The sequence below is a fragment of the Embleya sp. NPDC127516 genome, from assembly GCF_044765325.1.
Taxonomy (GTDB): domain Bacteria; phylum Actinomycetota; class Actinomycetes; order Streptomycetales; family Streptomycetaceae; genus Embleya.
The window spans coordinates 342616-363776 of the sequence record NZ_JBIWJT010000007.1; the positions used below are offsets into that span (position 1 = coordinate 342616).

Below are 21161 nucleotides of genomic sequence, written 5' to 3' on the forward strand. Positions count from 1 at the left end.
GCGATCGAGGCGCCCGGCGCCCGGGTCGGCGCACGCGGGCATGCGGATCGCGCCCGGTGGTCGGCGGCGTCAGGCTCCTTGTTGGTGGTGCGTGAACAGTTGGGTGAGCAGGCGGGTCAAGGTCTGTCTGTCCTCGGCCGAGAGCGGTTGCAGCAGGTCGTCCTGCACCCGGTCGAGCGTGCGATTCATGCGCCGCAGTTGCCGGTGACCCGCGGTGGTGAGGGTGACCCGGTTGCGCCTTCGGTCGTCGGGGTCCGGTGTGCGCTCGACGTATCCCGCCTCGGCCAGTTCGTTGATCGCCGCCACGACGTCGCTGCGGTCCATGTTGCACCGGCGTCCGAGTTCGACCTGACTGGCCGTGCCGAACTCGTCCAGCGCGGCCAGGATCCGGTAGTGGTACCCGCGCGCGCCCACCTCCGCGAAGCCCTCGGACGCCAAGCGGTGGGCGTGCACCGCCACCTGGGTGAGCAGCCAACTCGGCTTCGCGACCATCTGCGCGGGAATCTGTTCCACGCCGGCCACGATACATCGTTGGCATAGCCAATGTTGGCCGCGCCAACGTAAGGGTCGCCATGTCCACGGCCGACGCCATGCGCGCGGGCGGGCGCCGGCGCCGGGCTCACAGCCAGTCGTTGCGGCGGAATGCCCGGAACATCACCGAACACGCGGTGACCATGACCGCCAGCACGGCGGGGTAGCCGTACGTCCACTTCAACTCGGGCATGTGCTCGAAGTTCATCCCGTAGATCCCGACGATCAGCGTCGGGACGGCCAGGATGGCCGCGATGGCCGCGATCTTGCGCATGTCGGTGTTCTGCCGGACGGTCACGCCGGCCAGGCTGGCCGAGAGTATGCCGTCCAGCAGTTCGTCGAACGCGGCCAGCCGCTCGCGGACCTGGGCCAGGTGGTCGGCGACGTCGCGCAGATAGGCGTCGAAGCCGGTGCCGACACCGGGCAGCGTGCCGCCGGAGAGCCGCTCCAGCGGCCGTGCCAGCGGCAACACCGCGCGCTTGAACTCGATCAGTTCGCGCTTGAGCTGATAGATGCGCTCCGCGTCGTTGCTCGGCCGGGGCGCGAACACGTCGACCTCCAGCCGCTCGAAGTCGTCCTCGACCTTGTCCGCGACGCGCAGGTAGTCGTCGACGACCCGGTCGGTGATGGCGTGTACGACCGCGGCCGGTCCGTGCGCGAGCATCGCCGGGTCGGCCTCCAGCGACTGGCGCAGCTCGACCAGCGGCGGCGCGCTGCCGTGTCGGACCACGACGACGAACTTCTCGCCCGCGAAGACCATGATCTCGCCGGTGTCGACCACCTCGCTGGTCGCGGTGAGCGCGTCGTGCTCGACGTACACGATGGTCTTCAGGACCAGGAACAACGTGTCGTCGTAGTACTCCAGCTTGGGTCGCTGGTGGGCCTCGACCGCGTCCTCGACGGCCAGCGGGTGCAGGTCGAACGCGTCGGCGATGCCGGCCAGGTCCTCGGCGAGCGGGGCGTACAGCCCGATCCACACGAACGTGTCCTCGCCGGCCTCGGCCGCGTCCAGCGCGTCGCGCAGCGCCACCTTGCCCGGACGCCGCACACCCTTGTCGTAGAGCGCGCAGTCCACCACGACGGGCGCGCGCGAGGCCCCGGCGTCGGGCGCGGGGACCGCGCCGCCGCCTTGCCGGAATCGCCTGGGCGTGCGCCACGAGCTCATCGGTTCCTGCTCCCGGATCGAAAGTGTCCCCGCCGATGGTAGGCGCCGCCGACGCCTGCGGTGCGGGGAGCGGCGAATCGGTGCGGACGGATCGGTGCGAGCGAATCCTGCGGGGGTCCGGTGCGGGTGGGGCTTCCGGTGCGAGTGAGGTGTCCGGTGCGGACAAACACTGGCCGGAGGAACGCCCGGAGGACTGTCCGGAGCACTGGTCCCAGGAATGACCGGAGGAGCGCACCGCGGCGCCGACCGCGAAGCGGGCCGGCGGAGTGGGCAGCCGAGTCGACCTCGCGGTGAACGTGGAGTGAACGGCAAGCCCGGCCGGCAAAGGCCGCCGGCTCCGGTGCACCCCGGCGTGTTGCTAGATTGGCCCCGCCGCAAGTGACTGCGGCTTCCGCCTATTTTGGGGATCCCGTGCCGCACAGCACCACCGTGTCCATTCCGGAAATCGACCTCGCGGCCGCTCGGGCGGAGTACGCCGCCCTGGCGGCCGAGGGACTGCGCCTCGACCTCACCCGAGGCAAGCCCTCGCCGCAGCAGTTGGACCTGGTCAACGACCTGCTCACGCTGCCCGGCGGAGAGGACTTCAAGGCCGCCGACGGTACCGACTGCCGCAACTACGGCGGGCTCAACGGGCTGCCCGAGCTGCGCGCGATCTTCGCCGACCTGCTCCAGGTACCGGCCAAGCAACTGCTGGCCCTGGGCAACGCGAGCCTGACGCTGATGCACGACGTGATCGCCAACGCGCTGCTGTCCCGGGTGCCCGGGGCGGAGCGCCGCTGGGTGGACGAGCCCGAGGTGCTGTTCCTGTGCCCGGTGCCCGGCTACGACCGGCACTTCGGGGTGCTGGAGCGGTTCGGCATCGGCATGGTGCCGGTTCCGCTCACCGGCGCGGGGCCGGACATGGACCAGGTGGAGGCGCTGGTCGCCGCCGATCCGAGGATCAAGGGCATGTGGTGCGTGCCCAAGTACAGCAACCCCACCGGGGAGAGCTACAGCGACGAGACAGTGCGTCGGCTGGCCGCGATGCCGACGGCGGCCCCGGACTTCCGGCTCTTCTGGGACAACGCGTACGCCGTGCACCACCTGACCGACACCCCGGTCGAGCTGCTGTCGATCCTGGACGCGTGCGCCGAGGCCGGGAACCCGGACCGGGCGTTCGTCTTCGGCTCGACGTCGAAGATCAGCTACGCGGGCGCCGGCGTCGCGTTCGTCGGTGCGTCCGAGGCCAACGTCGCCTGGCTGACCGGGCTGCTGGCCAAGCAGACGATCGGCCCGGACAAGATCAACCAGCTCCGGCACGTGCGCTTCTTCGGCGACACCGAGGGCGTGGTGGCGCACATGCGGCTGCACCGCGACCTGCTCGCGCCGCGGTTCGAGGCGGTCTACGAGGAGCTGGAGCGCGAGCTCGGCCCGCTGGGCATCGCCACCTGGACGCGCCCCGAGGGCGGCTACTTCGTCAGCCTGGAGGTGCCGGACGGCTGCGCCGCCGAGGTGGTGCGGCTGGCCAAGGAGGTCGGCGTAGCGCTGACCCCGGCGGGTGCTGCCTTCCCCGGCGGGAACGACCCGCGCGACCACCAGATCCGGCTGGCGCCGAGCTACCCCACGGTCGACGAGGTCCGCCGCGCGATGCGAGCCGTCGCGATCTGCGTCAAGCTGGCCGCCGCCGAGGCCGCCGCAGCCTGACCCCACCCGCCCCGTCGCGCCACCCCACCGGAGTGGACCGGCGCGACGGGGCGGATGGTGCCGGGGCCTTCGGCCGGACCTGGGCTTGGGGATCGTGCTGTCGGAGCGCACCCGACCGACGGCCATCCTGATCTCGTGTCGGCGCGGCGGGAGCGCGGCCGACGCGTGCCCTCCGCTGCGACCGGGTGCCCGGCAACCTCTGCGCCGGATCGACCTCCGCCGATGGCGAGCACGACCTCGCGTCGGCACGGCAGACATACGGCCGCCGCGAGTCTCACCTGTTGCCTTCGGGAGGGCCGGGGGCTTGGTGATCGTGGCGTCGGTCGACTCCGTCGACGACGCGCGGATCTCGCGTTGACGCGGGCGTACGGCTGACGCGAACGCTGCCTTCGGCCTTCGGCTGAACCGCGCCTCGCGATCTCCGCCCCGCGTGCTCGCCTCGATGGACGCGGTAGCAGTCCCGCTGCCGGCACCACGATTTCGAACGCCGCGGTCCTGGTCGCCGCAGAGCGCGACCCGGACGCCCCGAGTGAGCTTCGCCGGCCCGAGCGTCGGCTCCACCGGACCGCCGCCGCCCGGCACCGGCCTCGCTGCGACCGAGCCCGCACCGCCGGTGTCGTCGGGTCCGGATACCCGATTTTGCTGGGCCCGGATACCCGAGCCGCATGCCCGCGCCCCGGCCGGCGAAGCCCGTTCGACCTCCCGGAGCGCGGCTGCCCGGGACCCGGCCCGACCGGGGCTGCCCGGGACCCGGCCCGACCGGGGCTGCCCGGGACCCGGCCCGACCGCGGCCGAGCCCGCGCCGCCGGCGGTGTCCTTGGCCCGGGGTCGGACCGGAACGCTCGCGCCGGCGACGCCCATTCGGCTTGCGGGTCGTGGTTGGGCGGGATCCGCCCCGGCTGAGGTGCCGTTGAGGGTGCGTCGTGTCGGATGGCCCGGTTTCCGAGGGGGCGCCGATGGCGGCGATCGCAGGTCGGGTGCGAGATGGGCCGCTGAATGGGTGAACTTTTGTTGCCCGGCCGACCAGTTGGGGAGGGACCCATCGGAACGAGGTTCCACCGCGCCCCGGTTGTGTCGCCGACCGAGCGGGGGCGGGGGTCCACTGATCTCGAACTCGCCTGCGCGGAGAGTTCGTTGCCCGGGAATCGGAGAGCATCGATGCGCTTACTCGAACACTTCGGCCGAATCACCCTGACCGTCGGTGTCGCCCTCGCGCTGGGCGTCACCTGCGTCACGAGTGCCCAGGCCGCCACCGGGACGCTGACCTATGTGTCGGTGACCGGGGACGACTTCACCCTGTCCGATCCGGAGAACGGGGAGTGCTACCTGCTGTTGCACGGGGCCACGTGGGTGGACAACGGCACGGACACCCACGCGCAGTTGTACGGCGATCGGGGTTGTGAGGAACCCATGGCATCGCTCCCGCCGGGCACGGCGGGGGGCTTCGATCCGACGGTGCCGCACAGCGTGCGGTTCGGGTGATCCGACCGGGTGTCGGGGAGGAGGTGTGCACGGACGCGTCCTTCCCGACACCTGGCGGGTGGTTGCTTGACAGAGCACTGGCTAACGGTGTTAGCTCTGCGGCGGAAGGCATCACCACACGGACGCATGGGGGAAGACATGACGGAGTTCCTGGAGGTCGACGGCGGCCGGCTCGCCTACGACGTGAGCGGGCAGGGTCGATTGATCGTGCTCGCACCCGGCATGGGCGACACCAGATCGGCCTACCGTGAGGTCGCCGAGCGACTGAAGGCGTCCGGATACCGGGTCGCCTGCGCGGACCTGCGCGGCCACGGCGAATCCACCGTCGGATGGGCCTCCTACACGCGTACCGACACCGCCGGCGACCTGCTCGCGCTGATCCGGCACCTGGGCGGCCCCGCCGTGATCGTCGGCCACTCCTTCTCCGGCGGCTCGGCCACCATCGCCGCCGCGCGGGAGCCGGAACTGGTCGACGCGATCGTGGAGATCGCCCCCTTCACCCGCGCCCAGAAGGTCGACGCCAAGGCCCTGCTGCGCAACGGCCGCTACCGCAAGGGCATGACCCTGCTCATGGGCGCCGCCGTACTGCGCAATGTCGGCCTGTGGAAGCGCTACCTCGACCACGCCTACCCGGATCCCAAGCCCGCCGGCTACGCCGCACACGTCGCCACCTTGGACACCGAACTGCGCCGGCCCGGCCGGATGGCCGTGGTTACCAAGATGGGCCAGTCCGCGCCCACCGATGCCGGCGCCGTGCTGGGCGACATCCGCTGCCCGGCCCTGGTGATCGAGGGCACGCTCGACCCCGACTGGCCCTCCGCCGAGGCCGAGGGCGCGGGCATCGTCGCGGCCATGCCCGAGGGCCTGGGCCGCCTCGAACTGGTCGAAGGCGCGGGCCACTACGCCCACGTGCACTTCCCCGACCGCGTCGCGGAAGCCATCCGAACCTTCCTCGCCGCCGAGGTCCACAGCTGACCGACCCCCCGACCGCGCGTGGTGACCAGGCGTCCCGATTCGGCGTCCGCGCCCGACCGCACCTCGAACCCGGCATCGCGGGGCCCCGCACCCGGACTCCGCGTCCCGCCCCCGAGCCCGTCCGCCCGTCCTGCTCTCCGCTTCCGCTCCCCGTCTCCCGAATCAGCGCTCCCAGCCTTCGGCGAGTACGCCCCACAGCGCGGGATCCTCGAAGCCCAGGGCCCACAGGCCGCTGCCCCGCACACCGTGTGTGCGCATGATCGCCAGATGGGCGGCGACACCCTTCGCGTCCTGGTACCAGACCTCGTGGGTGTGTCCCTGGTCGACGTAGGTGAAGTGCGGGGTGCCGGATTCGGGGTCGAGGCGGTAGGTCGCCTTCTTGTCCAGGCGCAGCGCCTCCGCCTCCAGGGTGGTCAGGTGTTTGGCGCGGTCGGTGGAACCGACGGTCCAGTCCCAGCCGTACGCCGGCAACGCGACCTCGATCCGGTCGACCGGGACGGCGTTCGTGGCGTGGCGGAGGAACTCGTCGTACCACGCGAGGGAGGACAGCGGTCCGGGTGCGCCCTCGGCGTGGTGCAGGTTGTAGCCCATGATCCGCAGGCGGTCGACGACGCCGCCCAGGTGCGCGTAGTCGTAGGCGTGCCCGGAATCGCGGGTGTAGGGCAGCACGGTGACCACGCACTGTTTGCCGATGGTGTGGAGGCGTCGACACAGCTCGCTGGCGAGGGTGTTGTAGCCGAGGCGGACTTGCCCGCGCAGGTCCTCGTCGTCGGTTTCGGCCATGCGTTCGTAGTCCAGGTCGACGCCGTCGTAGCCGGGGCTCTCGGCGAGGCGGACGAGGGTGTCCACGTGTGCCGTGCGGCGGGTCGGATCGTTCAGGAGGTCGGCCATGGCCCGGGCGTCGAGGGTTTCGGTCACGGTGGGCACGACCTTGATGCCCCGGCTGTGGAAGCCCTCGACGATGCGCTGGTCGCCCGCTCCGGGATGGGGAGCGATGGTGGTCTCGGACGTGGCCTGGTACCAGAACGGACTGACGGTGTGCAGTTGGGCGGCATGCGCGAGCGCGTCCTGGTAGGCGGCTTCGCCGCCCCAGTGGGGCAGCCAGGCCGAGGTGACGCGTGCGGGTGCCGGCGCCGGTGCGGCGGATGGCGCGGGTCGAGAGCCCGGTGCGGCGGCGTCGGTCCCGGCGCCCGCGATGCCGGTCGTCAGTACGAGGGTGGCGGCAAGGACGCCCGCGAAGCGCGTGCGGTTGGCCGAGGCTGTGCTCATGCCCCGACCCTGTTGCACACCGGCGGTGTCCGACACCCGGCCCGCCGACGAAGGCCGGAATCGGACCGATCGGCCCAACCGATCGGCCCGACCACCCGCCCGCCGCGCCGCGCGGCCGGGTGGTCCCGTACGGGACGAGTCGTGGATGCTCACCGGCCGCGTCTTCCCAGGCGGCCCGAGTCCCCACGACCGCGCCTCGGATGGCCGGCGACACGTCCGCGGCTTCAGGACCGCGCGGCCTCGCGGCCCTGTCCCCGCAGTGCCCGGGCGGTCCCGGACGCCTGGGCGGCGATCGCGGGGATGCTCGAGGTGATGAACGACCCACCGCCCGCCAAGTCCCCGACCACATGCAGGTGCGGGTCGACGGGGACCAGCCCGCCGGCCGGATGGCGCGTGGCCAGTCCGCTGTCCACCAGGGAGCGCACCAGTTGCCGGGCCGCGGCGGGGACGGAATGCGGTGCCGGGTTCACGGCGTTGACGACGGTCGTCGTGGTCCGCTCGCCGCTGCCGGTGCGCACCCGGAACCGCCCGCCTGCCGGCTCGATCGCGTCGACGCCGCGTGTGACGGCGAGTTGGCCGGAATCCAGCAGCCCCATCAGGATGGACGCGTTCACCGGAACCATGGGCGACACCACGCTGTTGACCGTGCGCACGTGGCGGCGCAGCCACGTGCGGTCGGCCTCGGGCAACAGCCGCCAGGCGTAGGGGCCGACGCTGTGCGCCGCCTCCTGTAGGACACGGCGGCCGACTCGCGGATCGTCGATGGACGCGATCTGGCGCCGGAGCCGCCGGACCGGATCCTCGGTTGCGGCGCTGCCCAACACGGCGGCGAACTCATCGAAGTCCTCGCCCACTTCCGCGAGTTCCTCGCGCATGAGGCCGATGAGGTCGTCGAGCGAAACGTGCCCCCGCGCCCGGCGCAGCTCGGTCACCCGGTCGGCGGTCACGTGCCGCGGGCGCCTGTCGGTCGGACGCTGCCAGACGTGCGGCAGCACTCCGCCGCGCGAGAGCATGGTGATCCGGCCCGTGTGGCCGCGTGCGGCCAGCGCCACGACGACGTCCACGGCGGTCAGGCCGCTCCCGATGACCGCCACTTCGTCCTCGGCCCGAACGCGGCCGAGTGTGTCGGCGAGCGGGTAGGGGTCGGCGGTGAAGCCGGGATTGCCGGCGAGACCGTAGAGGTCCGCGGGTGTTCCACCACCCACACACAGCGCCACGTCGGTGACTTCGTGTTCCTGCGCGTCGTGTGTACGCAGTACCAGGCGGGCGGCGGAACGCACAGCCCCGGTCACCCGGGCACGCACGAGGCGTACCTCCCAGCCGTGTTCGCCCAGGGCCGCCATGGCCTTCTCCGCGGTGTGCTCGAGGTACTCGCCGTAGAGCGCCCGGGGGACCAGCGGCCGGCCCAGGAGCTTGTCGTCGTAGTCCGCGCCGCGTTCGCCCAACCAGGCCGCGTAGTGGCCGAAATCGCCGTTGCGGATGGACATGATGGCCGGTGGAGCGTTCACCAGGACCGCGTCCAGGTCCGGGCCGTAGGGCCGTCCCCGCCACGGATGGGGTGACGGGTCGAAGACGGTGACCGTTCCCCTCGTGCCCGCGGCGGCGCCGCTTCGGGCGGCGGTCGGTGCTGCCAGGGCGTCCAGGAGGCCGACCGCTGCCGCGCCGCCTCCGATGATCGCGATGTCCATGTTCTCCCTCTCCGGTGGTCGTGTCATCGACCTTGGCGGGAGCGGTCCGCCGGTCCCATCCCGCACGGACGGGTGATCGGCCCGGAACAACCCCCTCGAACGGGGGGTTTACGCCGGGGAGGGCCGGCGGGCAGGCTGACCCGCGGAGGGATACCCATGAGCGAGCCACGCCGACCGGTGCCGTCGTTCGGCGAACGGGCGGTCGACGCTGTCGAGTTGTTCCGGATGACCTCGGCCGGGCTGCGGCGGCGGGTGCCGTTCGACTGTGCCGTGTGGACCGCCGCCGACCCCGAGACCGGTCTGATCACCGCGCCGATGCTGGTGGAAGACCTCGGTTCGGGTGAGGGCTGCGCCGCGTACTGGGAGAGCGAGCTCCTGGAGGAGAACGTCCTGCCGTTCCGCGACCTTGCCCGCGCGTCGGTACCGGCCGCCGCGTTGCGCGCGGCCACCGGAGACCTGCCCGGCCGTAGCACCCGTTTCCGACGGCTGTTGGCCAAGGGCGGTGTACACGACGAACTGCGCGCCGTACTGCGGATCGGGGATCGGCCGTGGGGCCTGGTGAGCCTGTTCCGCACCGCCGACGCCTTCCGCCCCGACGAGACGGCGGTGCTCGCCGAGTTGTCCCGCCCGATGGCCGAGCGGCTGCGCGGGTTCGCCAGGCCGGCCGCGTCCGTACGCGCCACCGACGCCCCCGGGCCCGGCCTGATCCTGTTCGACGAGTCGGGGGAGGCCACGTCGATCAACGACGCGGCCCGGCAGCACCTGGCCCTGCTGCCGGAGGGGCCGTCCTTCCCGTCACCGCTGGGTCTGCGGCTGCCCATCTGGGTGATCGGTACGGCCCTCCAGGCGCGGGCCGTCGCCGACGGCCGCGAGCACGGCGACGCGCGCATCCGCATCCGGACCGCGGAAGGCCGCTGGCTGACCTGCCATGCCTCGTGCCTGACCGGCGTCGGGGGCCGCCCCGGTCCGGTGGCGCTTGTCATCGAGACCGCCACGCTCGCCGACCTGTCGGTCCTGATCGCCGAGGCCTACGGCATGACCTCACGTGAACTCCAGATCACCCAGCTCGTCGCACGCGGGCTGACCACCGCCGAGATCGCCGCGACGCTGTTCATCTCCCCGCACACGGTTCGCGACCACCTCAAGACCGTCTTCACCAAGGCGGCCGTCTCCAGCCGAGGCGCGCTGGTGGCGCGCCTGTTCACCGAGCACTACTGGCCCGCCCTGCCGAAGCGAGGCGCCTGACGGGGCGACCCGACCCGTGCGACGCCCGGTCGTGGGCGGGCAAGAATGCCCCTGTGCCGCTTGTATCGTGACGGCGGGTCGCCGCGCGCCGGCGGCGACGGCCAGCGCCTGCGAGTGAGGGGTCGCGCAGATACGCGCATTCGACGGCAGTGATGTCGTGGTCGGGCTCGATTTCGGAGGCACCACCTTCAAGTCCGCGCTCATCGAGCGGGACGACACCCACGAGTTCGTCGGCCGACACCGGCCCGAGCGCGCGGGGGGCCGAAGAGGTCGTGGCCGGCATCCTCGACCACGCGGCGGAGTCCGTGGCCGAGGATGCCGGTGGGGCGCGGTGGTGCGTGCGGTCGGGGTCGCCTCGTGTGGAGTGGTGGACGAGGCGGCGGGGGTCGCGGCCTTCTCGGCGGCCTACAAGTGGCGCGACGTGCCGCTGCGCGAGCGGCTCGCGGAGCGGCTGGGGCTGCCGGTGGCGCTCGGGCACGACGTACGGGCCGGCGGCGTCGCGGAGGCGCGGTTGGGCGCGGGCGTCGGGCACGACGTGTTCCTGTCCGTGCGATCGGCACCGGTGTGGGGGCGGCCGTGATGATCGGCGGTCGCCCGTTCGTCGGAGCGAACTGGCAGGCGGGCGAGATGGGGCACATGGTCCTGCGCCCGGGCGGCAGGCGGTGCGGGTGCGGGCAGCGCGGGTGTGTCGGCACCGTGGCGGCGGGCCCGCCATGGAGCGGCGATACGGCGAGCTCACCGTCGACCCCACGCGCGGCGTCGACGCCGACGGCGTGGCCCGCCTCGCCGCCGCCGACGACCCGATCGCGGGTCGGGCATGGGCCGAGATGGTCGACGGGCTCGCGGAGACCTTGGCCGCGTCCGTGTCGATGCTCGATCCCTCCGCCGTGGTCCTCGGTGGCGGGATCGCCCGCTCGGGCGAGTTGTCGTCGCGCCCGCGGCGCGCGGAACTCGAACGGCGCCTGACGTTCCGGGTGATGCCGCTGCTGCCGGCGCGCTTCGCGAACGAGTCGGGTTCGCTGGGCGCGGGGTCGCTCGCCTGGGACCTGTCGGCCGCCCCGCCCGCGCCCGCCCCGCCGCGTCGGCCCCGAGGGCGAGCAGGCGCGAGTCGCGGTTGGCGGGGGCGCGTTCGGGGTGGGTGTGCACCGACAGCCGACGAGCGACGGCCATCGGAAACGGCCTCGCGCGGCGATGGCGGCTTGCCATTGGCCGCGTGGGCGCGCGGATCGGGGTCGCGGACACAGGGGGAGCGGGCGCGCGGATCGGGGTCGCGGACAAAGGGCGCGCGAGCGCGCGTGGATCGGGGTCGCCGGACAAAGGGCGAGCCGATTCGTCGTGTTCGAGAATTCACCCTCGGCACGAGCGCCCGGCCCGTGCCCGGCCCGAGTCGACCGTGCTGCCGGGTCGGGGAGCACCGCCCGGGTCAGCGGCTCCGGAGGCGGGTGATCGCCTCGGCCTTCGGGGTGTAGGCGCGGGGCAGGCGCAGGCCGGCCGTCAGGGCCGCCAGCACCTCCTCCTCCGCCCGGTGGTAGGCGAGCGCGTCGGCGAGCAACGTGTCCGCGTCGGCGGCCGGCAGCGCCACCGCGCCGCCGTCGTCCAGCAGGATCGGATCGCCGTCCGCGAGCGCGGTGTCGCCGATCTCGATCGGACCGCCGATCTCCGCGACGTGCACCGCGCCCCCCGGGCCGGCCGTCGCCTCCGCCAGCGCCCACAGCCGCAACCCCAGCCGGGCCACCGCCGGTATGTCCCGGACGCTGCCCTCGACCAGCGCGCCGACCGCCCCTCGGCCCAGCGCGGCGGCGGAGAGGATCTCGCCCCACACCGCACCGGGAGCCGCGTCCGCGCCCGCGATCACCACGACCCGCCCGGTCAGGTCCTCCGCGAGCAGCGCGTGCAGCGGTTTGAGGCCGTGCGCGCCGGCGCCGGCCGCGATCCGGACCGTGCGGGCCACACCCAGAACCGCCGCGTCGCCGCGATGGAACGGCCGCAGCGGCGGGGTCAACCAGCCCGTGCGGCCCCGGAGTTGGAGCAGGTCGGCGAGTGCTGCGGTGGCAGGCGGCGACGATGTGCCGGTCACGGTGTGGTCCTCTCGGTCAGCAGGAACTTGCGGATCTTGCCGACGGAGGTCCTCGGCAACTCGGCCACCCGCTCGAAGCGCACCGGGCGCTTTGCCTTGGCGAGCCGCTCGGCGCACCAGTCGGGGAGATCGTCGAGCGCGGCCGGGCCGGCCTCGGGCACCGCAACCACGAACGCGACCGGCACCTCGTCGCGCACCTCGTCCGGCGCGCCCACCACGGCCGCCTCCAACACCGCCGGATGCTCGGCGAGTACCGCCTCGATCTCCACGACCGAGACGTTCTCCCCGGCGACCTTGAGCACATCGCCGCGCCGCCCGGCGAAGTGGAAGTAGCCCTCCCGGTCCACCCGGGCGCGGTCGCCGGTGACGAACCAGCCGTCCCGGAAGGCGGCGGCCGTTGCGGCCGGGTCGTCGAGGTAGCCCGCGAACAGGCTCACCCCGGGCTCGCCGCCGACCACGATCTCGCCGTCCGCCGCCGGTGCCCCGGTGGCCGCGTCGTGCACGGCCACCACGCAGCCGGGGGTGGGCCGACCCATCGAGCCCGGGACCGGCGCGCCGGCGGGGTTGCTCAGCACCGCCGGGATCGTCTCGGTCATCCCGTACAACTGGCGCGGTCGACAGCCGCCGAGCAGCGCCGCGAACCGCTCGTACTGGTCGTCGGTGACGTTCTGCGCGTACCAGCAGTTCCGCACCCGCAGCCCGGGCGGCGCGTTCCGGGCGCCGGTGCGGGCCAGGATCATCCGGATCGGCGCGGCGAACAGGCTCACGTGGGTCACCTCGTGCCGCGCGGCCTGCGCCACGAACCGGCTCGCGGAGAACGCGGGCAGCAGTACGACGCTCGCGCCGACGGTGATCGCGGCGGCGAACGAGTAGTACTGCGCGTTCGCGTGGAACATCGGCAGTACGACGAACTGGCGGTCTGTGGGCTCGAGTTCGGCGGCCTCGGCCATCACGGTGCCGGTGAAGGCATAGTTGGCCTGGGTGACCATCACGCACTTGGGCTCGGCCGTGGTGCCGGAGGTGAACATCAACCCGGCCAGGTCGTACGGGCCGGGTGCGGGCGTACCCGCGCTCGGGGGCCGGCCCAGCAGGAGCGTCAGGTCGGTGTCGTCCTCCGTCACCTCGACCACCGTCGTGCCGGTCTCGGCAGCGGCCGCCCGGTAGTCGGCGGCCCGTTCGGGCGCGCAGAAGCCGAGCCGGGCCTCGGTCCGGCGCAGGTGCGCGGCCAGTTCCGGGGTTCGCGCGGAGGGGTCGGAGCACACCATCGCCGCGCCCAGGCGGACCAGCGCGAGCCACAGCGCGACGTACGCCGGGCAGTTGCGCAGCGCGATGCCGACCCGGTCGCCGGGCCGGACACCCCGGGCGATCAGCCCGCCGGCCACGCGCGCGACGAGGGCGTCGAACTCGGCGTAATCCCAGCGCGTCACCGCCCCGTCGGGCGCTTCCCAGATCAAAAAGGGCGCGTACGGGTGGGCCGCCACCGTGTCGGACCAACGCGCCGCGAAGGTGGGCGGAACGGACGCCATGGCGACCTCCAGAACATCGACCAAGCAAGCGAAAAACCGAAAACCAACACCAGACAAGCCTCGCAGTCCACCCCCATACCCGCCCCGCCCACACTCACCCGGATCCACACCCGCCTGCCCCAACCAACGCCCGTCCCACGGACCCACACCCGACAACCACAGGCCGACCGGTCACCACGCGGCGCGCGACCCGAGCCGCGCGCCGCGATCACCCCGAGCCGGCGCCTACACCGCGCTCACACCCGCATTCGCACCCACACCCACACCCACACCCACACCCACATTCGCACCCACACCCACACCCACACCCACACCCGCAGCACCCGTCTCCCCGACCGGGGTCCCGTAGCCGCCGCCGCCCGGCAGCTCCAGTCGCACCACGTCTCCCGGCTGGAGGGTGATCCGAGCCTGGGTGCGTACCGGTTCGCCGTTGACCAGGAACCGACCGGTGGCGCCCTCGCCGCCGCCGAAGATTCCGCGCGGGCCGCGGGCGAGTCGGCTGGCCACCGCGTTGAGGACCCACGGCGAGGGCGAGTCGACGGTGAACTCGATGGTCTGGCCCATCCCGCCCTCCTGCGCGCCCGCGCCGCCCGAGCCGCGGCGAAGCTCCTTGCGCAGGAAGCGGATCGGGGCGGACGCCTCGACCACCTCCAGCGGTACCGCGGAAACCCCGGTCGGATACGACGTGGTGGACAGGCCCGGCTTGCCCGCCCGCGCGCCGACGCCGCCCGCGTAGGTGAACATCGCGGTGATGAACGGCTTGCCCTCCGCGTCGTGCCCGCTCACCTGCATCGTCCACACGGCCGCCGAGCCCTCGGCCATCACCGCCTCGGGCAGCGCCTGCGACATCGCGTTGAGCAGCGGCATCGGCAGGAACATGCCGACCACGTGCCGCGCGGTGCACGGCGACGGGGACACCGCGTTGACGATGCTGCCCAGCGGCGCCTCCACCTTGATCGGCGCGAGCGACCCGGCGTTGTTGGGCACGTCCGGGTTGAGCAGGCTGCGCAGGGTGAACGTGGTGTAGGCGTGCGTGTAGTTCTTGACCACGTTGATCCCGAACGGGCTCGCGCCGGACGAACCCGCGTAGTCGACCAGGATCTCGCCGGCGTCGGGGTCGATGGTGACCGCGACCTTGATGGTGATCTCCGAACCGTCCGCGAGGTCCAGGATCGACGCGGCCTCGTACGTGCCGCCGGGCAGCGCTCGGATCGCCCGCCGGGTGGCCTCCTCGGAGCGGCGGATGACCTCGTCTCCCAGGTCCTCGATGTCATCCAGCGCGTACGCGTCCAGCAGCGTCTTCAGCCGTGCCGCGCCCACCTCGCCGGAGGCCATCTGGGCGTGCAGGTCACCGGCCATGTGAGTGGGCTGCCGGACGTTGGCGAGTACGAAGTCCCAGACCGGCTCGTTGCGTTCGCCGCCGACCATGAGCTTGCTGATCGGGATCCACAGGCCCTCCTCGAACACGTCCCGGGCACCCGCGCCGATGCCGTAGCCGCCGACGTCGGTGTGGTGGATGGTCGAGCCGAAGAACGCGATCACCCGCCCGCCGCGCCAGACCGGCACCAGGACGGTGACGTCGAGGAGTTGACCGGCGGTCTGGTACGGGTCGTTGGTCACCAGCACGTCGCCGCGGGTCAGCGAGTCGACCGGATGCCGGTCCAGGATGTTGCGACACGCGATCGCGAGCGAGTTGATGTGGCCCGGTGTACCGGTGACGGCCTGGGCGACCATCCGGCCGCGCCGGTCGAACAGCGCGTTCGCCAGGTCGCCGGCCTCACGCACGATCGGGCTGAACGCGGCCCGCTGGAGGGCCTTGGCCTGCTCGTTGACGGTGGCGACGAGGGAGCCCCACAGGACCTCCAGCTCGATCGCGTCGAAGGTACGGGTCACGCGGATCCCTCCTCGGTCGTGGCGGTCGTGGTGGCAGCGGATGTGGTGGCAGCGGATGTGATGGCGGTGGCGATGATCGAACCGTCCGGCGCGACCTCGCAGGACCAGCCGTCCGGGATGACCGATGTGGTCTCGCGTTCCTCGACCAGCGCCGGTCCGACGAAACGATCGCCCGCCCCCAGTTCGGCGCGCCGGTAGACCGGTACGTCCACAGCGGGCGTACCGAGCCGGAAGCGGGCCGCGCGACGCCGGTTCGGCGTGGGGCTGCCCGTCCCGACCGGCACCGTGGGCACCTCGAAGCCGGGTGCGTCCGACCACGCGGCGACCCGCCAGGTGACCACCTCGACCCCGACGTCGGGGATCCGCAGGCCGTAGATCTTCTGGTACTCGGTGTGGAACTGCTCGACGGTGTCCGCGAGCGAGGTGGGCCACGCGTCGCCCTCGCCGACCCACAGGGTGATCTCGTTGCCCTGGCCCTCGTAGCGGGCGTCCAGGCCGTAGCGGAAGCTCACGTCGCCCGCCTGCGCACCGGCGGCGGCGAGCACCCGGCGCGCCTCCTGCCGCATGTCCGCGAGCAGCGTGTCCCGGTCGGCGGACACGCTCTCGTCCAGGGTGCGGACCATGCTCCGGGCCAGGTCGATGCGGACCGGGCTGACCAGGGTGCCGAACGCGGACAACACGCTCGCGTTGACCGGGAAGATCACCCGAGGTGCCTCCAGGAGCGTGGCCACCCCGCACGCGTGCACCGGTCCGGCGCCGCCGAACGCGATCAGCGCGATGCCCCGCAGGTCGATGCCGCGCTCCACCGCGTGCATCCGCGCGGACGCGGCCATGTTCTGGTTGATCACCTCGTACACCCCGACCGCGACGTGATCCGCGTCCGAGCCCGCGCCGAGCCGCTCGGCCAACGGCGCGAACGCGGTACGGGCGGCGGGGAGATCGAGCGGCATCTCGCCGCCGAGGAAGTACTGCGGATCGAGCAGGCCGAGCACCAGGTCCGCGTCGGTGGTCGCCGGGATGGTGCCGCCCCGGGCGTAGCCGACCGGGCCCGGGTCGGCGCCGGCGGAGTCCGGGCCGACCTTGAGCAGACCCAGTTCGTCCACCCGGGCCAGGCTTCCGCCGCCCGCGCCGATCTCGACCAGGTCGACCGAGGGGATCGAGCAGGGGTAGCCCGAGCCCTTCTTGAACCGGTAGACCCGGGCCACCTCGAACGCGTTGGTCAACTCCGGCCGGTAGTCCTCGATCAGACAGGACTTGGCGGTGGTGCCGCCCATGTCGAAGCAGAACAGCCGCTCCTCGCCCAGCCGTCGGGCGTACCAGACGCCGGCCAGGGCACCTGCGGCCGGACCGGACTCGACCAGTCGGATCGGTACCCGGCGGGCGTCGTCGGCGGAGACCACGCCGCCGTTGGAGAGCATCATCAGCACCGACGCGCCGAAGCCCTCGGCGGTCAGCCACTCCTGAAGTTCGGCCAGGTAGGGGCCGATCACCGGCATGGTGGCCGCGTTGCACGCGGTGGTGACCATGCGCGGGTATTCGCGGATCTGCGGGGTCACCTCGTGCGACGCGCACACCGGCACCGACAGCCGCTTGGCCAATCCCTCGGCCACCGCGCGTTCGTTGGCCGCGTTGGCATACGAGTTGAGCAGGCACACCGCGACGGCCTCGACGTCGTCGGCGGCCAACCGCGCCGCCAACGCGTCGAGTTCGGCCTCGGCGGGTGCGGTACGGACCTCGCCGGTCGCGGTGGTGCGCTCGTCGATCTCGAAGACCAGTTCGCGCGGGATGGGCGGGGCCGGGAACTCGATCTGGAGGTCGTACATGTCGTAGCGGTGCTCGTTGCGGATCTCCAGCGTGTCGCCGAAGCCCGAGGTGGTCACCAGCGCGGCCCGGCCGGTCTTGCCCTCGATCAGGGCGTTGGTGATCAGCGTGGTCGCGTGCACGATGGGCCGGGTGATGTCGGCCGGGGTGATGCCGGCCTTGGTCAGTGCGGAGGTCACGCCCACGCGGACCCCGCCGAGCGGGGCGGACGGGGTGGTCAGCGTCTTCTCGACCACCACGCGGCCGGTGTCGGCATCCAGCAGGACCACGTCGGTGAAGGTGCCACCGATGTCTACGGCAAGGCGCCAGTCGGTCACGTCAGGCCTCCTCTTCTTCTCGGTGTGTCCGGAGTGTTGTTTCGGTGTGTCGGGGCGCGTCCACGCGTTCGGCGCCCGTGCGGCCGCCGCGCACGCGATCGGCGCCCGAGCCGGTGGCGTTCATCCGCTCGGCGCCCGGGCCGGCAGCGCGGTCACGGCCGGCGGGTCGGACACCGGTTCGGCGTCCTCGCGGCCCGCCGTGGCCTCCCCGGCGGCGTCCAGGTGCCACAACCAGTCGGCGGGCAGGTCGTCCACGTGGTAGATCGCCTCGACCGGGCAGACCGGCTCGCACGCGCCGCAGTCCACGCACTGCTCGGGATGGATGTAGAGCATGCGGTCGCCCTCGTAGATGCAGTCGACCGGGCATTCCGCCACGCACGTAAGGTCCTTGACGTCCACGCAGTTCGCGCCGATGACGTACGTCACGCGGGATCACCTCCGGCCGATCTCGGTTCGGGCACCGTCCAGGTGTCGCCGCCGCCGAGCAGGTCGGCGACACTGCCCGGCCCGCGCTCGGCGAGCGCGCGCCGGCCCTGTTCGAGCACCTGGCGGTCGTACGCGGGCCGCCGCACGCTGCGGAACACCCCGATCGGGGTGGGTCCACCCGCCTCCGGCAACCGGGACAGCGCGAACGCGGGCACCGGGTCGGCGGTGTGCGCGTCGTGCGTCACGGCGGTGTCCTCGGGACCGCCCGGCCGCAACCCGCCGCCCGGGTCGCGCACCACCGTGCGGGCGCCGTCCGGCCCGTAGCGCATCGGCTCGCCGTGTTCGAGCCGCAGCAGGAAGTCGTCCCGAATACCGGGCGTTTTGAGCTGCTCGAACGCGCCGTCGTTGAAGATGTTGCAGTTCTGGTAGATCTCCACCAGTGCGGTGCCCTCGTGCGCCGCCGCCGCGCGCAGCACCGAGGTCAGGTGCTTGCGATCGGAGTCGATGGTGCGGGCGACGAAGCCCGCCTCGGCGCCGAGCGCGAGCGAGACCGGGTTGAAGGGGTGGTCGAGCGAGCCGGCGGGGGTGGACTTGGTGATCTTCCCGGCTTCCGAGGTCGGCGAGTACTGACCCTTGGTCAGGCCGTAGATCCGGTTGTTGAACAGCAGGATCTTCAGGTTGACGTTGCGCCGCAGCGCGTGGATCAGGTGATTGCCGCCGATCGAGAGCGCGTCGCCGTCACCGGTGACCACCCAGACACTCAAATCCGGTCGGGAGACGGCCAGTCCGGTGGCGATCGCCGGGGCACGGCCGTGGATCGAGTGCATGCCGTACGTGTCCAGGTAGTACGGGAAGCGGCTGGAGCAGCCGATACCCGAGACGAAGACGATGTTCTCCCGGCGCAAACCGAGTTCGGGGAGGAAGCCTTGTACGGCGGCCAGGATCGCGTAGTCCCCGCAGCCGGGACACCAGCGCACCTCCTGGTCGCTGCGGAAGTCGCGGGCGGACAACGGTTGTTCAGCCGTCGGCCCGGCGATGGTCAGGAGTGGTGACTCAGACATCGGCGGCGACCTTCTCGATCGCGGTGCGCAGTTCGGCCACCTTGAACGGCATGCCGCGCACCTGGGTGAGGGATTCGACGTCGACCGGGTACCGGGCACGCAGCAGGTGCGCGAGCTGACCCAGATTCATCTCCGGGACCAACACCCGCCGATACCGGGCGAGCAGGTCGCCGAGGTCGGCCGGCAGCGGGTCGAGATGGCGCAGGTGGGTCCGGGCCACCGAGCCGCCCGCCGCGCGAACCTCGGCGCACGCGGCGGCGATCGGCCCGGCCGTGGAGCCCCACCCGAGCACCAGTACCTCGGCGGTCCCGTCCGGGTCCTCCACGGTGAGCGGCGGCAGATCGCGGGTGATCCCGTCCACCTTGGCCCGCCGGGTGCGCACCATGTACTCGTGGTTGGCCGCGTCGTAGGAGATCTCGCCGGTGCGGTCGGCCTTCTCCAGGCCGCCGACCCGGTGCTCCAGACCCGGCGTGCCGGGTACCGCCCACGGCCGTGCCAGGGTGTGCGGATCGCGCAGATAGGGCTGGAAACACGGCCGGCCGGCCGCGTCGACCGCGTTCGGCCCGGTGGCGAACGCCGGGTCGATCGTCGGCAGTTCCTCCAAGTCCGGGACTGGCCACGGCTCGGATCCGTTGGCCAGGTAGCCGTCCGAGAGCAGCACGACCGGCGTACGGTAGGTGACCGCGATCCGGACCGCCTCGACCGCCGCGTGGAAGCAGTCGCCGGGCGAGGAGGCGGCCAGCACCGGGACCGGCGACTCGCCGTTGCGCCCGTACAACGCCTGGAACAGGTCGGCCTGTTCGGTCTTGGTGGGCAGCCCGGTCGAGGGGCCGCCGCGCTGGACGTCGACGATCACCAGCGGCAGTTCGAGCGAGACGGCCAGTCCGATCGTCTCCGCCTTGAGCGCGAGCCCGGGGCCGGACGTGGTGGTCACTCCCAGGGCGCCGCCGAAGGCCGCGCCGAGCGCCGCCCCGACACCGGCGATCTCGTCCTCGGCCTGGAACGTGGTCACCCCGAAGTGCCGGTGCCGACTCAGCTCGTGCAGGATGTCGGAGGCCGGAGTGATCGGGTACGAGCCCAGGAACAACGGAAGTTCGGCCCGGTCGGCGGCGGCGATCAGCCCGTAGGCGAGGGCGCGGTTGCCGGTGATCGTACGATGCCGACCGGGAGTTCGCGGAGCGGCCGAGACCTGATATCCGCCCGCGAACGACTCGGTGGTCTCACCGAAGTTCCAACCCGCCGTGAATGCCGCGACGTTGGCGTCGGCCAGTTTCGGTCGGGCGGCGAACTTCTGCCGCAGGAATGCCACCGTGGCCTCGGTCGGGCGGTGGTACAACCACGACACCAGGCCCAGAGCGAACATGTTCTTCGCCCGCTCGGCGTCCTTGCGTGGCAGTTCGAACGCGCGCAGCGCCTCGACGGTCAGGCCGGTCAACGGCACCGCGTGCAGCCGGTATCCGGCCAACGAGTCGTCGATGAGCGGGTTCGTGCCCGCCGGGTAACCCGCCTTGACCAGATTGCGCGGGGTGAACTCGTCGGCATCCGCGATGATCTGCGCACCACGCGGGAGATCGGGCAGGTTCACCCGCAGCGCGGCCGGATTCATCGCGACCAGCACGTCGGCCGCGTCGCCGGGGGTGGTGACCCGATGGTCGGCGAACTGCACCTGGAAGGCGGAGACGCCGTGCAAGGTGCCCGCCGGGGCACGGATCTCGGCCGGGAAGTCGGGAAAGGTGGACACGGCGTTGCCGAACAGCGCGGTCTGCGCGGTGAACCGATCCCCGGCAAGCTGCATGCCGTCGCCGGAGTCACCGGCGAACCGAACGACCACCCGGGATACGGATATGACCTGTTGAGACATGATCGCGACTCCTGATCACAGGCATGGCGAAGACAACACCTGGCACAAAAGAAAGAAAAAACCCCGGACGACCAACCAACCCAACCCGCCCGCCCCCACCACCCAACAACCAAGCCGCCCTGCACCCATCAACCCGGTCCC

15 protein-coding genes and 1 pseudogene are annotated in these 21161 nt (G+C 72.3%); 5 read left to right on the plus strand and 11 right to left on the minus strand.

Going from position 1 to position 21161, the window contains the following annotated elements; all coding sequences use genetic code 11:
- Positions 1-69: 69 nt before the first annotated feature.
- Both ACIRL2_RS16540 and corA read right to left on the minus strand, forming a co-directional pair.
- Positions 70-513, minus strand: a complete 444-nt coding sequence (locus tag ACIRL2_RS16540) for a MarR family winged helix-turn-helix transcriptional regulator (RefSeq protein ID WP_395871449.1) — start codon at positions 511-513, stop codon at positions 70-72.
- A gap of 106 nt (positions 514-619) precedes the next feature.
- Positions 620-1696 (minus strand): magnesium/cobalt transporter CorA, encoded by a 1077-nt coding sequence (gene corA, locus ACIRL2_RS16545; protein ID WP_395871446.1) that lies wholly within the window; start codon positions 1694-1696, stop codon positions 620-622.
- A 429-nt stretch (positions 1697-2125) separates the two neighbouring features.
- Here corA and ACIRL2_RS16550 point away from each other — a divergent pair, with 429 nt between their 5' ends.
- The 3 genes from ACIRL2_RS16550 to ACIRL2_RS16560 all read left to right on the plus strand — a co-directional run bounded on the left by ACIRL2_RS16550 (position 2126) and on the right by ACIRL2_RS16560 (position 5836).
- Positions 2126-3379, plus strand: coding sequence for an aminotransferase class I/II-fold pyridoxal phosphate-dependent enzyme (locus tag ACIRL2_RS16550; RefSeq protein ID WP_395871444.1), 1254 nt, complete (start codon positions 2126-2128; stop codon positions 3377-3379).
- Between the two features lie 1158 nt (positions 3380-4537).
- Positions 4538-4861 (plus strand): hypothetical protein, encoded by a 324-nt coding sequence (locus ACIRL2_RS16555; protein WP_395871442.1) that lies wholly within the window; start codon positions 4538-4540, stop codon positions 4859-4861.
- Between the two features lie 138 nt (positions 4862-4999).
- The gene (locus ACIRL2_RS16560) at positions 5000-5836 is read left to right on the plus strand and encodes an alpha/beta fold hydrolase (protein WP_395871440.1); all 837 of its coding nucleotides are present in this window, start codon (positions 5000-5002) and stop codon (positions 5834-5836) included.
- A 162-nt stretch (positions 5837-5998) separates the two neighbouring features.
- On the opposite strand, the gene ACIRL2_RS16565 is transcribed toward ACIRL2_RS16560, so the two are convergent.
- Both ACIRL2_RS16565 and ACIRL2_RS16570 read right to left on the minus strand, forming a co-directional pair.
- Positions 5999-7105, minus strand: a complete 1107-nt coding sequence (locus ACIRL2_RS16565) for a glycosyl hydrolase family 18 protein (RefSeq protein ID WP_402232697.1) — start codon at positions 7103-7105, stop codon at positions 5999-6001.
- Between the two features lie 224 nt (positions 7106-7329).
- Entirely contained in the window at positions 7330-8793 is a 1464-nt protein-coding gene (locus ACIRL2_RS16570) for an FAD/NAD(P)-binding protein (protein WP_402232700.1), read from the minus strand.
- A 156-nt stretch (positions 8794-8949) separates the two neighbouring features.
- On the opposite strand from ACIRL2_RS16570, the gene ACIRL2_RS16575 reads away from it, so the two are divergent.
- Positions 8950-10038 carry a LuxR C-terminal-related transcriptional regulator gene (locus ACIRL2_RS16575; RefSeq protein ID WP_395871433.1) on the plus strand — a complete coding sequence of 363 codons (1089 nt, stop codon included), beginning with the start codon at positions 8950-8952 and terminating at the stop codon, positions 10036-10038.
- Between the two features lie 367 nt (positions 10039-10405).
- Positions 10406-11507: pseudogene (locus ACIRL2_RS16580) on the plus strand (ROK family protein).
- Here the strand turns inward: ACIRL2_RS16580 and ACIRL2_RS16585 are convergent.
- The 7 genes from ACIRL2_RS16585 to ACIRL2_RS16615 all read right to left on the minus strand — a co-directional run bounded on the left by ACIRL2_RS16585 (position 11462) and on the right by ACIRL2_RS16615 (position 21020).
- Positions 11462-12115, minus strand: coding sequence for an RraA family protein (locus tag ACIRL2_RS16585; RefSeq protein WP_395871427.1), 654 nt, complete (start codon positions 12113-12115; stop codon positions 11462-11464). The pseudogene ACIRL2_RS16580 and the gene ACIRL2_RS16585 overlap by 46 nt on opposite strands.
- Positions 12112-13641 carry a class I adenylate-forming enzyme family protein gene (locus ACIRL2_RS16590; RefSeq protein WP_402232703.1) on the minus strand — a complete coding sequence of 510 codons (1530 nt, stop codon included), beginning with the start codon at positions 13639-13641 and terminating at the stop codon, positions 12112-12114. The genes ACIRL2_RS16585 and ACIRL2_RS16590 overlap by 4 nt, the downstream gene beginning before the upstream one ends.
- Before the next feature lie 225 nt (positions 13642-13866).
- Positions 13867-15534, minus strand: a complete 1668-nt coding sequence (locus ACIRL2_RS16595; protein ID WP_402232706.1) for a hydantoinase B/oxoprolinase family protein — start codon at positions 15532-15534, stop codon at positions 13867-13869.
- Entirely contained in the window at positions 15531-17672 is a 2142-nt protein-coding gene (locus ACIRL2_RS16600) for a hydantoinase/oxoprolinase family protein (protein ID WP_402232709.1), read from the minus strand. Before ACIRL2_RS16600 ends, ACIRL2_RS16595 begins: the two co-directional genes overlap by 4 nt.
- A gap of 120 nt (positions 17673-17792) precedes the next feature.
- Positions 17793-18098: a ferredoxin gene (fdxA, locus tag ACIRL2_RS16605; RefSeq protein ID WP_395871419.1), complete on the minus strand. Its 306-nt coding sequence runs from the start codon at positions 18096-18098 to the stop codon at positions 17793-17795.
- The gene (locus ACIRL2_RS16610) at positions 18095-19159 is read right to left on the minus strand and encodes a 2-oxoacid:ferredoxin oxidoreductase subunit beta (RefSeq protein WP_402232712.1); all 1065 of its coding nucleotides are present in this window, start codon (positions 19157-19159) and stop codon (positions 18095-18097) included. Before ACIRL2_RS16610 ends, fdxA begins: the two co-directional genes overlap by 4 nt.
- A complete protein-coding gene (locus ACIRL2_RS16615) occupies positions 19152-21020 on the minus strand; it encodes a 2-oxoacid:acceptor oxidoreductase subunit alpha (protein WP_402232715.1) in 1869 nt (622 codons plus the stop codon). Before ACIRL2_RS16615 ends, ACIRL2_RS16610 begins: the two co-directional genes overlap by 8 nt.
- Positions 21021-21161 lie beyond the last annotated feature (141 nt).